Origin of the sequence: Shinella sp. (assembly GCF_035998705.1) — a bacterium.
GTDB lineage: Bacteria > Pseudomonadota > Alphaproteobacteria > Rhizobiales > Rhizobiaceae > Shinella.
In genome coordinates this window covers 81,047-93,463 of the sequence record NZ_DASYHH010000021.1, presented here as the reverse complement: position 1 = coordinate 93,463, position 12,417 = coordinate 81,047, and the positions used below count along the sequence as shown (strand labels likewise).

Here is a 12,417-nt window from a genome sequence, read left to right as displayed (position 1 = left end):
AATCCGCCCGGTCGCCGGGCGCAGCGCCTTCGAAAGGGTGAGACGACTATGGGTTCTGGACCTCTCGCACGATCCGTTCTGGTAAGGATCGGCCTTGCAAGCCTCGTCGGGCTGACGCTCGCAGGCCAGCCGGCAATCGCCTTCGCCCAGGCCACCACCGGCAAGGAAACCGGAAGTGCCGGAAAACGCTGGGAAGAGGAGTTTTCGCTCTGGCAGAAGGTTTCCGCCGGCAGCGACCTCACGCAGTACGAAACCTATCTGAAGCAATATCCGAACGGCACTTTCGCCTCGATGGCGCGCCTGCGCATCGCCGAATTGCAGGCCGCCGCCAAGGTGAAGCAGACGACCGGCACCTCCACCGAGCAGGCCGAGGCGGACGCCAAGGCCAAGGCGGAACAGGCGGCCGCTGCCGAAAAGGCCAAGGCGGAAGAGCAGGCGGCTGCGGAAAAGGCCAAGGCCGAGGAAGAGGCCCGGAAGACCGCGGAAGCCGAGAAGGCGAAGGCTGAAGAGGAAGCGCAGAAGGCTGCCGAGGCTGAGAAAGCCAGGGCGGAGGCCGAGACGGCGCGTCTGAAGGCCGAGGCCGACGCGAAGAAGGCTGAAGAGGAAGCGCAGAAGGCGGCGGAGGCCGAAAAGGCCAAGGCTGATGCGGAAGCAGCGCGCCTGAAGGCGGAAGCCGAGGCGAAGAAGGCGGAAGAAGAAACCGCCGCCCGTGCGCTGGCCGCAGAAAAGGCCGCCGCCGAGGAGAAGGCAAAGGCGGAAGCCGCGGCCGCGGAAAAAGCCCGCACCGAAGAGGCCGCCCGCCTGAAGGCGGAAGCGGAACAGAAGGAAGCGGCTGCGCGCAAGCTGGCCGATGAAAAGGCTGCCGAGGCCGAGCGCCTGAAGGCGGAGGCCCAGGCGGCTGCGGACAAGGCGAAGGCGGAAGAGACGGCGCGCCTGAAGGCCGAAGCCGAACGCCAGAAGGCCGAAGAGGCCGCGGCCGCGCAGAAGGCGCGGGCCGAAGAGGAAGCCGCCGCCCGCCGCGAGGCCGAAGCCAAGCGCATCGAGACCGAGAAGGCCGCCGCCGAAGAAAAGGCGCGCATCCAGGAAGAAGCCGCCGCCGCGCGCAAGCTTGCGGAAGAAAAGGCTGCCGAAGTGGAGAAGCTGAAGGCCGAGGCCGCGAGGGCTGCGGCGGACGCCGAGGCCAAGGCAGCCGAAGCCGCGCGCCTTGCGGAAGAAGCGGAAAAACGCGCCGAAGAGGCTGCGGCAGCCGAAAAGCAGGCCGACACGGGTGAGGCCGCGACGGCCACCCGCGAAGCCGAAACGCAGGATGCCGAGCGGAAGGACCGCGGCCTTGCCATCGAACAGGCTGCCGATGCCAGGAAGCGCGAGGAAGACACGTTCGAAAAGGCCGTGCTCGGCGGCACGCGGGAATCGTTCCAGGCCTATCTCGACGAATATCCGAATGGTCGTTTCGTCGGGGATGCCCGCGAACGGCTCGCAGCCCTTGCCGATACCAGGCGCGAAGAGGCCGTGAAACCGAAGCAGGAAACCGAGACGGCCATCATCGACACCGAGCGCCAGGCCGTCGAGCAGCGGCCGGTCGTCGATCCCCGCGAGGCCTATATGGACCGTTCGGTTCGCGTGCAGGCGCAACGCTTTCTGAGCGCGCTCGGCTATAACACCTATGGCGTGGACGGCGTCTTCGGCCCGCGCACCCGCTCGGCGATCGCCGCCTGGCAGGGCTCTTCCGGCTATCGCGCCGACGGCTACCTGTCGCGTCCGCAATACCGCGCGCTGCGGCAGGCCGCGCAATATGCCGAGGCCCGGCAGAACCGCCAGCGCCGCTACCAGCGGGACTACGACGTGCTCGAAGGCCCGGTCGACGGGTACTACGAAGAGCGCGATTATCGTGGCGACAGCTACTACAACGATGGCGGCGGTCTGGTGATCATTCCGGGCTACTGAGATGCCAACGGCGGTTTCAGCACAGGCGATGCCGCTGCCGATCGATTGACTTGCGCGGCGTGGAAGCATAATCATCCGCAGTATTGGATGGTTCCCGGATCCGGAAACGGATCGGGGAGTAAATGGGAATGTGACGCGGCGGACCCAAATAGGGCGCTGCAATCACGGCCGACCCCGCGACTGTAGAGTGGCGAGGGACGTTCATCCGGAAAGCAGGATCCGGTGTGGGAGGAAGCAATGGTGCTTCAGGCCGCGCCGGGGAGAGCCAGCCGGAAAAGCCACTGGGTGGCATCGCGATAAGCCGGGGCCGGACGCCTCTCAGTCTACGAATCGTCCACCCTTTTGCGATGCGTCTGCCCGGGAAGGTGAGAATGTTCCGCAGGCGTTGAAAAACGCCCGACGCCGCGAGCCAGGAGACCTGCCAGCCGATGAGGGCATTTCGCCCGACCTGGGGAGGGGCTTCCCCAACGCCTGCACGGAGGTTGTCATGGCTGTTTCTTCAACGTCTTCTGTTACCCTTTCCGCAAACGACCGCCTTGTTGCCGGCGTTTTCGCGCTTCTGATCGGTGCTTTCCTCGTTTTCGGCGCGGGCCTGGCGAATTCGGCCGTGCTGCACGACACGGCGCACGACACCCGTCACTCCTACGGCTTTCCCTGCCACTAAGGAGTTTTTGACATGATCGTCCGTTATCTCCTGGCCGCCCTGGTGGCCGGGCTGTTCTCCGGCGTGCTGATGACAGCCGCCCAGGAGGCGCGAGTCGTGCCGCTCATTCTCCATGCAGAGGAATTCGAGGGCGGCGGGGAAACCGCGCCGGCCACCGAAGGCACCACGCCCTCCACCGATGGCGCCACCCAGACGCAGGAGCATTCGTCGCTTGGCGCCGTCCTTCTGAACGTGGCTTCGTCCTTGTCGCCGATCTCCGTTGCCTATGCCCATGAGGGCGAAGAGCACGAGGAGGGCGGCATCATGTTCGGCATGAGCCGGTTCTCCGGCACGCTGCTCGCAAACCTGGTGACCGGCTCGGGCTTCGCCCTGCTGCTCGCCGGCTTCAGCCTCGTTTCCGGCCACCCGATCACGGTGGCGAACGGTGCGCTGTGGGGGGCTGCCGGCTGGCTTGCCGTGCACATGCTGCCGGCCATCGGCCTGCCGCCGGAACTTCCGGGCTTCCCGGCCGCCGATCTCGGCGATCGTCAGGTCTGGTGGGTTGCGACCATCGTGCTTTCGGCGGCCGGGCTCTATCTGCTCTTCCTCAAGGACGGGATCGTCGCCAAGATCGCCGGCATCGTGCTGATTGCGGCGCCGCAGGTCTACGGCGCGCCGCAGCCAAGCGACATTTCCAGCAATGTTCCCGCCGTTCTCGGCGCGGAGTTCGCCGTCGCGGCGCTCGCCACGACGCTGTTCTTCTGGATCGTGCTCGGCCTCTCGCTGGGTTTTGCCAACGAGAAGATCGCCAAGGCCACATGACAACGACATCGCCCGGAGCCGTCCTGGTTCTGGGCGGTGCGCGTTCCGGAAAATCCGCTTTTGCCGAAAGGCTGGTCGCCGAGACCGGCCTTTCGCGTCATTACATCGCCACCGGCCGGGCATGGGACGACGAGATGCGCCAGCGCATCGCCAAACACCGCGAGGATCGCGGCGAGGGCTGGCAGACCCATGAGGAGCCGCTTGCGCTCGCCACGCGCATCAGGGATGTGGCACGCGAGGACCGGGCGGTGCTCGTCGATTGCCTGACGCTGTGGGTGACCAACCTGATGCTGGAGGAACGCGACATGGCCGCCGAATTCGCCGGTCTCGCGGAAGCGATCAAGGCGGCGCCGGGCCGGCTGGTCTTCGTCTCCAACGAGGTCGGCCTCGGCATCGTGCCGGAAAACCGCATGGCGCGCGAATTCCGCGACCATGCCGGGCGGCTGCACCAGCAGATCGCCGCCCTCGTGCCAGAAGTCTATTTCGTCGCGGCCGGATTGCCGCTGAAAATGAAGGGTTGAGCCTATGCTGCAACAGAAAATCCCCGCCACCGTCATCACCGGCTTCCTTGGTGCGGGCAAGACGACGCTGATCCGCAACCTGCTCCAGAATGCCGGCGGAAAACGCATCGCGCTCATCATCAACGAGTTCGGCGATCTCGGCGTCGATGGCGACGTGCTGAAGGGCTGCGGCGCGGAAGCCTGCACCGAGGACGACATTATCGAGCTCACCAACGGCTGCATCTGCTGCACCGTCGCCGACGATTTCATCCCCACCATGTCGAAGCTGCTGGAGCGCGAGAACCGCCCGGACCACATCGTCATCGAAACGTCCGGCCTTGCGCTGCCGCAGCCGCTCGTCGCCGCCTTCAACTGGCCGGAGATCAAGACGCAGGTGACGGTCGACGGCGTCGTCACCGTGGTGGACAGCGCCGCTGTCGCCGCCGGCCGCTTTGCCGACGACCATGACAAGGTGGATGCGCTGCGCGTTGAGGACGACAACCTCGACCACGAGAGCCCGCTCGAAGAACTGTTCGAGGACCAGCTCACGGCCGCCGACCTCATCATTCTCAACAAGACCGACCTGATCGACGCGGCCGGTCTCCAGATCGTGCGCGACGAGGTCGCATCCCGCACCGTTCGCAAGCCGGCGATGATCGAGGCGAAGAACGGCGACGTCGCCGCCGCCGTGCTGCTCGGCCTCGGCGTCGGCACGGAAGACGACATTGCCAACCGCAAGTCGCATCACGAGCTGGAGCACGAGAACGGCGAGGAGCACGACCACGACGAGTTCGACAGTTTCGTCGTCGAGCTTCCCGCCATTGCCGAGCCGGCTGCCTTCCTCAAGCGCCTCAAGGGCGTGATCGCCGAACACGACGTGCTGCGCCTCAAGGGTTTTGCAGACGTGCCCGGCAAGCCGCTGCGCCTGCTCGTCCAGGCCGTCGGCAGCCGCATCGACAGCTATTTCGAGCGCGCCTGGACCCCGGGCGAAAACCGCAGCACCCGCTTCGTCGTCATCGGCCTGCACGACATGGACGAAGCGGCCGTGCGCGCCGCCATCGCCGCGGCGGTGTGATTTCGGCATGAGGATGCGGCAGTCCCTCTCTTCGGCGCTTCGGGCGCGGTTTGCCGCGCCGGTGGATCCTCGGGTCAAGCCCGAGGATGACGGTGGGGAGGGGTGGCTGTCGGTCTATCGCGGGGCTTGCTTTGGCAGGCGGCGGTTTTCTTGCGGGGTGATTTTAGGTGCTCCGCAGCTACCACACCCTCCGTCATCCTCGGGCTTGACCCGAGGATCCACCGTCACGGCACGCTGGCAACCGGGAGGCGCCGCATGCACCTCCTGCTAGCCCAGAAGGGAACCATCGCCGACGGCAAGGAGGCGATCGACCTTGGCCAGACGCCGGGCGACATTCTCTTCCTCTCCGCCGCCGACACCGAACTCGCCGCGATCGCCGCCGCCCATCGCGGGCGGGATACGCAAACGCGGCTGCGCCTCGCCAGCCTCGCGACGCTCTCGCATCCGATGTCGGTCGATACCTATATCGATCGCACGGCGCGCCACGCCAGGCTCATCGTCATCCGCGCGCTCGGCGGCGCCAGCTATTTCCGCTATGTGCTCGAAGCCTTGCTGGCGACGGCGGTCGCCAACGGAATCACGTTTGTGGCACTGCCCGGCGACGACCGGCCGGACGACGGCCTCGTGCCGTTCAACCGCGTCGATGGCGAAGACCGCCAGCGTCTTTGGGCCTATCTGAACGAGGGCGGGGCGGACAATGCCGAGCGCTTCCTCGCCTATGCCGACGCCCTGGTCTTTGGCGGTGAGAAGCCCGATGCCGCGACACCGCTGGAAAAGGCCGGCATCTGGTGGCCGGGGCGGGGTGTCGTGGATATCGGGACGTGGCGCGAGGTATCCAAAGGGGTTGTGGTCCCGGAGGGACTCGAACCCCCGACCGCCGCAATCTCCTTCTACCGTGCCTACGTCCAGAGCGGTGAGACACGCCCCGTCGAAATGCTGATCGAGGCGCTTGCGGCCGAGGGGGTGCGCGCCTTGCCGCTCTTCGTCTCCAGCCTCAAGGAGCCGGCCTCCATCGAGACCGTGCGGGCGGCCTTCGCCGAAATCCGGCCGGAGGTCGTGCTGAATGCCACGAGCTTCGCCGTCTCCGCCCCCGGCGCCGGGCGCAAGCCGACGGTGCTCGACGAGACCGGTGCGCCGGTGCTGCAAGCCATCTTCTCCGGCTCGTCGCGGGCGGCCTGGGAGGCGTCGGGGCAGGGGCTGACGGCGCGGGATCTCGGCATGAACGTGTCGCTGCCGGAGGTGGACGGCCGCGTGCTCAGCCGCGCCGTCTCCTTCAAGGCGGCCGCGCGCTATGACGAGCGCGTCGAGACCAATATCGTCAGCCTCGATCCCGTGGAGGACCGCATCCGTTTCGTGGCGCGGCTTGCCGCCGGCTGGGCGCGGCTCAGGCGTGCGAAACCGGCCGAGCGGCGCATCGCCATCGTCATGGCCAACTATCCGAACCGCGACGGCCGCCTCGGCAATGGCGTCGGGCTCGATACGCCCGCCGGCACGATGGAAGTGCTGCGCGCCATGGCGGCGGAAGGGTATGCGATCGCCGATCTGCCGGCCGATGGCGACGCGCTGATCGCGCACCTGATGGCCGGGCCGACCAATGCCGCCAGCGACGGCCGGGAAATCCGCGAAACGCTTTCGGTGAATCATTACAAGGCGTTCTTCTGCTCTCTTCCCAAGCAGATTCAGGATGAGATGACGGACCGCTGGGGCATGCCGGAAGACGATTCCTTCGTCACCGGTGACGTCTTCGCCCTGCCGCTTGCCCGCTTCGGCGAGACGCTGGTCGGCATCCAGCCGGCGCGCGGCTACAATATCGATCCGAAGGACACGTATCATTCGCCGGATCTCGTGCCGCCGCATGGGTACCTCGCCTTCTACGCGTTCCTCCGCCGGCACTATGGTGCGCATGCCGTCGTGCATATGGGCAAACACGGCAATCTCGAATGGTTGCCGGGCAAGGCGCTGGCGCTGTCGGAAAGCTGCTATCCGGAAGCGGTGCTCGGCCCCATGCCGCATCTCTATCCCTTCATCGTCAACGATCCGGGCGAGGGCACGCAGGCCAAGCGCCGCTCCGCCGCCGTCATCATCGACCACCTGACGCCGCCGCTCACCCGCGCCGAGACCTATGGTCCGCTGAAGGACCTCGAAGCGCTGGTCGACGAATATTACGAGGCGTCGGGCGGTGATCCGCGGCGCATCAGGCTGCTGACGAAGCAGATCCTCGACCTCGTGCGCGACATCGGCCTCGACCAGGACGCTGGCATCGCCCGTTCGGACGGCGAGGAGGCGGCGCTGCAAAAGCTCGACGCCTATCTCTGCGATCTCAAGGAAATGCAGATCCGCGACGGCCTGCACGTCTTCGGTGTTTCGCCGACGGGACGTCTCCTCACCGACCTGACGGTGGCGCTCGCCCGCGTGCCGCGAGGCCTCGGCGAGGGTGGTGAGGCGAGCCTGCAACGGGCGATCGCGGCGGATGCGTTTGCGATACCCCCCTCTGCCCTGCCGGGCGTCTCCCCCTCAAGGGGGGAGATCGAAGGAGGAGAGATTTCGTCCTTCTCTCAAACGGAAGCGATAAGCGCAGGTGTTGCCGGGGAAGTCGGCGCCCACTCCTTGCCGATCTCCCCCCTTGAGGGGGAGATGCCCGGCAGGGCAGAGGGGGGTGCCCCACGTCACACCTTCGACCCGCTAGACTGCATCCCCTCCGACCCGTGGACCGGCCCGCGCCCGCAAAGCCTCGAAGCCCAGTCCGACGCTCCATGGCGCAGCAAGGGCGATACGGTGGAGCGCATCGAGCTGCTCGCCGCAAAGCTCGTGGACGGCACGCTTGCCTGCCCGGAGGATTGGCACGCCACCCGCGCCGTTCTCGACACGATCGAAAGCACCATCGGCCCCGCCATTGCCGCCTGCGGCGCGGCGGAGATCACGGCGCTCATGCGCGGCCTCGACGGCCGCTTCATCGAGCCCGGTCCCTCCGGTGCACCGACGCGCGGGCGGCCGGACGTGCTGCCGACGGGGCGCAATTTCTACTCCGTCGACAGCCGCGCCGTGCCGACGCCGGCGGCCTGGGAGCTTGGCAAAAAATCCGCCGAACTGCTGGTCACCCGCTATGCGCAGGACCATGGCGAATGGCCGACGGCCTTCGGCATCACCGCCTGGGGCACCTCCAACATGCGCACGGGCGGCGACGACATCGCGCAGGCCATGGCGCTGATCGGCGTGAAGCCGACCTGGGACATGGCCTCGCGCCGCGTCACCGGCTTCGAGATCATCCCGCCCGCCATGCTGCGCCATCCGCGCGTCGACGTGACACTGCGCATTTCCGGCTTCTTCCGGGATGCCTTCCCGGAGCAGATCGCGCTGTTCGACCGGGCCGTACGCGCCGTGGGGGCGCTCGAAGAGGACGATGCGGACAATCCGATTGCCGCTCGCATGCGCAGCGAGGCTGCAACGCTGGCCGCAAAGGGCGCGTCGGAAGCCGAGGCAATGAAACAGGCGGGTTTCCGCATTTTTGGCGCGAAATCCGGTGGTTATGGCGCCGGGCTACAGACGATGATCGACGAGGGCCTTTGGACGGAGCGGGGCGATCTAGCGGAAGCCTGGCTCGCTTGGGGCGCGCACGCCTATGACGGGACAAGCGACGGCGTGCCGATGCGCGAGCGGCTGGAGGCGCGCATGACGAGCCTGCAAGCCGTCGTGCAGAACCAGGACAGTCGCGAGCACGACCTGCTGGACAGCGACGAATATTACCAGTTCGAGGGCGGCATGGCCGCCGCCGCCGAGCACCTCTCCGGCAGGCAGCCCGTGATCTACCACAACGACCTGTCGCGGCCGGAAAAGCCGGTGGTGCGCACGCTGGAAGACGAGATCGGCCGTGTCGTGCGTGCCCGCGTGGTCAATCCGAAATGGATCGACGGCGTCATGCGCCATGGCTACAAGGGTGCCTTCGAGATCGCCGCGACGGTCGATTTCATGTTCGCCTTCGCCGCCACGACGGGTGCCGTGAAGGACCATCATTTCGAGGCCGCCTACCAGGCCTATATGCTCGACGAGCGGGTGCGCGATTTCCTGCTGGAGAAGAACCCGGCGGCGCTCGCCGAGATGGCTGCGCGCTTCGCCGAGGCGATCGACCGGCGGCTCTGGACACCGCGCTCGAATTCGGCGCGCTATGATCTCGACAGGATCGGAAAGAGGAGAGCATCGTGATGAACCTTACCGGCCGTTGCCTTTGCCGGTCTTTGGCGTTCGACGTGACCGGCGATATTCTTCGCACCGGGCATTGTCACTGCGAGAGCTGCCGGCGCGCCACCTCCTCGCCGGTGACGACATTTTTCTGCGTCGCGACCGCTGATGTGGCGTTTCGCGGCGACACGCTTCGTCACTATGCATCCTCGCCCGGCGTCAGCCGTGGCTTCTGCAACGGGTGCGGTTCTCCGATGAGCTTCGAGACCGAGGGACGACCGGGCGAGATTGACCTCTATGTCGCCTCGCTCGAGGACGCCACGGGCGTCGAGATCACCCAGCACTGGTATTGGAACGAGCGTGTCTACTGGCTTCATTGCGAGGATGACCTGCCGAAACGGGAAGACTGACATGACCGAGAACCACGACGAAACCGCCGGCATGAGCGAAGCCGAACTTGCCCGCCACTCGGAAAAGATGGCGAAGAAGAAGCACGCGCGTGAAAAGATCATGGCGACGAAGACGGACGAGAAGGGGCTCGTCATCGTCCATACCGGCAAGGGCAAGGGCAAGTCGACCGCCGGCTTCGGCATGATCTTCCGCCATATCGCGCACAAGAAGCCCTGCGCCATCGTGCAGTTCATCAAGGGCGCCTGGGCGACCGGCGAGCGTGATCTGATCGAGGCGCATTTTTCCGACATCTGCCAGTTCTACACGCTCGGCGAAGGCTTTACCTGGGAGACGCAGGACCGCGCCCGCGACATCGCGATGGCGGAAAAGGCGTGGGAAAAGGCGAAGGAACTGATCCGCGACGAGCGTAACTCCATGGTGCTGCTCGACGAGATCAACATCGCGTTGCGCTACGACTATATCGACGTCAAGGACGTGATCGCGTTCCTGCAGGCCGAAAAGCCGCATATGACCCATGTGGTGCTGACCGGCCGCAACGCCAAGGAAGAGCTGATCGAGATCGCCGACCTTGCGACCGAGATGGAGCTTTTGAAGCACCCCTTCCGCTCGGGCATCAAGGCGCAGCAGGGCGTCGAGTACTAAAAAACCTACCAGCCGAGCCAGACGCGGACCGGATGGCTCGGATCGGCCATCAGCCGGGTGGCGAGCGCCATGCAGGTGATGACGAGGAGGGGCTTTATGACCCTCGCGCCGACCTTCATCGCCACGCGCGAGCCGACCTGCGCGCCGAGGAACTGGCCGGCGCCCATCACCAGGCCGACCTTCCACAGCACGACGCCGTAGAACAGGAAGACGGCGAAGGCGCCGGCATTCGAGCCGAAGTTCAGGAGTTTCGTATGCGCGGTCGCCTTCAGCACGCCGAAGCCGGCGAGCGTCACGAAGGCCAGCATGAAGAACGAGCCGGTGCCCGGGCCGAAGACGCCGTCATAGAAGCCGATCAGCGGCACGATGGTGACGGTGAAGAGGAAGACGCCCATGCGGCGGTGTTTGTCGACATCGCCGATATTCGGCTTCAGCCCGAAATAGATGGCGATCGCCACCAGCAGAAAGGGCAGCGCCGCCTTCAGCACGTCGCCGGGAACGATGGTGGCGAGCAGCGCGCCGAAGACGGCGCCGAACGCCGAAATGGCCGCCATCGGCAATTGTTCGCCGAGCCGCACATGGCCGGCGCGGGCATAGGCGAGCGTCGCCGAGCCGGAGCCGAACAGCGATTGCAGCTTGTTCGTGCCGAGCGATTCGAGCGGCGGAATGCCGGCGATCAGCATGGCGGGAATGGTGATCATGCCGCCGCCGCCCGCAATGGAATCGATGAAGCCGGCGAGGAAGGCGGCAAGGAACAGGAAGAGCAGGATCTGGAGGGTGATGTCGGCCAAGGGGGGGTGCTCGAAGCGCGGGAAGGAGAGGCGTGGCCGGTCTTCTGTCAGAGTGCGCGGCAAAAGCAAGGCCTCACCTCGGCAAACCTCTTGTGCGTTGCGCGCAACGCGGATCAAACAGGCTGGCTGCTCGTGTGTAGAGTGGGCTCGCGAAAGAGAGGCGACATGGACGGATCAATGAACGCTTGGGTGACCGAGGCGGCCGAAGAGCTGGGGTTCGCCGCCGGGCTGGAGCGGAAACTGCTGGCTGGAATCGAGTCGGGGCTGATCCGTGATGTGCATGCCGTGTTGATCAGCCGTCGCGGCAAGCTGGTGCTGGAGCACTACCGCGCGGCGCCGGACGAGAGCTGGGGCATGCCGCTCGGCACCGTCGCCTTCGATGCCGGCACGCTGCATGACCTGCGCTCGGTGACGAAGAGCGTCGTCGGCCTGCTTTATGGCATCGCGCTCGATCGCGGTCTCGTTCCGCCGCCGGAGGCACCGCTGCTTGCCCAGTTTCCGGAATATCCTGACCTTGCGGCCGATCCGGCGCGTGCCGGCCTGACGATCGATCATGCACTGACCATGACGCTCGGGCTCGACTGGGACGAATACCGCTCCTATGCCGATCCGTTGAACAGCGAAATCGCGATGGAAAACGCGCCGGACCGCTATCGTTTCGTGTTGGCGCAACCGGTTCTGCATGCGCCCGGCACGCGCTGGGTCTATTCGGGTGGCGCGACGGCGCTGGTGGGCGCGGTGATCGAACGTGGAACGGGTCTGAGGATCGAGGATTTTGCCCGCGATGCGCTGTTTGCCCCGCTCGGCATCTCGCATTTCGAGTGGATGAGCGGGCGGGACGGTGTTGCGTCCCCCGCATCCGGCCTTCGCCTGCGGCCGGGGGATCTGCTGCGGATCGGCCAGATGGTGCTGGACCATGGCCTCGCCGGCGGCCGGCAGATCGTCTCGCAAGGCTGGATCGAGACATCATGTGCCCGGGTCGTCTCGACCGATGACGGGCTCGGTTATGGCCGCTTCTGGTTCACGGACGCGGCCTTCGTGCCGGCCTTCGGTGAGGTGCGGCCCTGGGTGGCCGGCTTCGGCAATGGCGGCCAGCGGCTGTGGCTGATGCCGGATGCGGAACTCGCCTGCGTCATTTTCTCCGGCAATTACAACGCGCCGGACGCCTGGGTGTCGCCGACGCGCATCTGGCGGGAGATCGTGCTCGCCAACCTGCAAACCATCTGAGGCGTGCCGCATCCGGCATCGTCGCTGCCGCAATCCGGTTTGACCGGTCTTGCGCCCTCCGGTACTAAGGAGGGTGCGACGGTGCCCGCCTGGCGGGCCGAGCGGTGTCCGGTGCGGCCGACCAAGACGGGGCTTCATCCGGAACTGTCGGAGACGGCATGGCCGGGCCCTTTCGCGTGGAATTTT

General features: G+C 66.2%; 10 protein-coding genes and 1 riboswitch. Of the genes, 9 read left to right on the top strand and 1 reads right to left on the bottom strand.

Annotated features, from left to right (window positions below; genetic code table 11):
* Positions 1 to 48 precede the first annotated feature (48 nt).
* The 8 genes from VGN93_RS15910 (at position 49) to cobO (ending at position 10,213) form a co-directional block, all read left to right on the top strand.
* Positions 49 to 1,944 (top strand): peptidoglycan-binding domain-containing protein, encoded by a 1,896-nt coding sequence (locus VGN93_RS15910; protein ID WP_327508210.1) that lies wholly within the window; start codon positions 49 to 51, stop codon positions 1,942 to 1,944.
* Positions 1,945 to 2,015: 71 nt separating this feature from the next.
* A riboswitch (cobalamin riboswitch) is annotated at positions 2,016 to 2,384 on the top strand.
* 47 nt (positions 2,385 to 2,431) lie between these two features.
* Positions 2,432 to 2,608, top strand: coding sequence for a CbtB domain-containing protein (locus VGN93_RS15905; RefSeq protein ID WP_256115483.1), 177 nt, complete (start codon positions 2,432 to 2,434; stop codon positions 2,606 to 2,608).
* Between the two features lie 12 nt (positions 2,609 to 2,620).
* Positions 2,621 to 3,409: a CbtA family protein gene (locus VGN93_RS15900; protein ID WP_327508209.1), complete on the top strand. Its 789-nt coding sequence runs from the start codon at positions 2,621 to 2,623 to the stop codon at positions 3,407 to 3,409.
* Positions 3,406 to 3,930 carry a bifunctional adenosylcobinamide kinase/adenosylcobinamide-phosphate guanylyltransferase gene (gene cobU / locus VGN93_RS15895; RefSeq protein WP_327508208.1) on the top strand — a complete coding sequence of 175 codons (525 nt, stop codon included), beginning with the start codon at positions 3,406 to 3,408 and terminating at the stop codon, positions 3,928 to 3,930. Before VGN93_RS15900 ends, cobU begins: the two co-directional genes overlap by 4 nt.
* 4 nt (positions 3,931 to 3,934) lie before the next feature.
* Complete coding sequence (cobW, locus tag VGN93_RS15890; RefSeq protein ID WP_327508207.1) at positions 3,935 to 4,984, top strand: cobalamin biosynthesis protein CobW; 1,050 nt, start codon at positions 3,935 to 3,937, stop codon at positions 4,982 to 4,984.
* A 255-nt stretch (positions 4,985 to 5,239) separates the two neighbouring features.
* Positions 5,240 to 9,184, top strand: a complete 3,945-nt coding sequence (gene cobN / locus VGN93_RS15885) for a cobaltochelatase subunit CobN (protein ID WP_327508206.1) — start codon at positions 5,240 to 5,242, stop codon at positions 9,182 to 9,184.
* Positions 9,184 to 9,570 (top strand): GFA family protein, encoded by a 387-nt coding sequence (locus VGN93_RS15880; RefSeq protein WP_327508312.1) that lies wholly within the window; start codon positions 9,184 to 9,186, stop codon positions 9,568 to 9,570. The genes cobN and VGN93_RS15880 overlap by 1 nt, the downstream gene beginning before the upstream one ends.
* Before the next feature lies 1 nt (position 9,571).
* On the top strand, positions 9,572 to 10,213 hold the full coding sequence (cobO, locus tag VGN93_RS15875; protein ID WP_327508205.1) for a cob(I)yrinic acid a,c-diamide adenosyltransferase: 642 nt from the start codon (positions 9,572 to 9,574) through the stop codon (positions 10,211 to 10,213).
* A 5-nt stretch (positions 10,214 to 10,218) separates the two neighbouring features.
* On the opposite strand, the gene VGN93_RS15870 is transcribed toward cobO, so the two are convergent.
* Positions 10,219 to 11,004 carry a TSUP family transporter gene (locus VGN93_RS15870; protein WP_327508204.1) on the bottom strand — a complete coding sequence of 262 codons (786 nt, stop codon included), beginning with the start codon at positions 11,002 to 11,004 and terminating at the stop codon, positions 10,219 to 10,221.
* Between the two features lie 165 nt (positions 11,005 to 11,169).
* Here VGN93_RS15870 and VGN93_RS15865 point away from each other — a divergent pair, with 165 nt between their 5' ends.
* A complete protein-coding gene (locus VGN93_RS15865) occupies positions 11,170 to 12,231 on the top strand; it encodes a serine hydrolase (RefSeq protein ID WP_327508203.1) in 1,062 nt (353 codons plus the stop codon).
* Positions 12,232 to 12,417 lie beyond the last annotated feature (186 nt).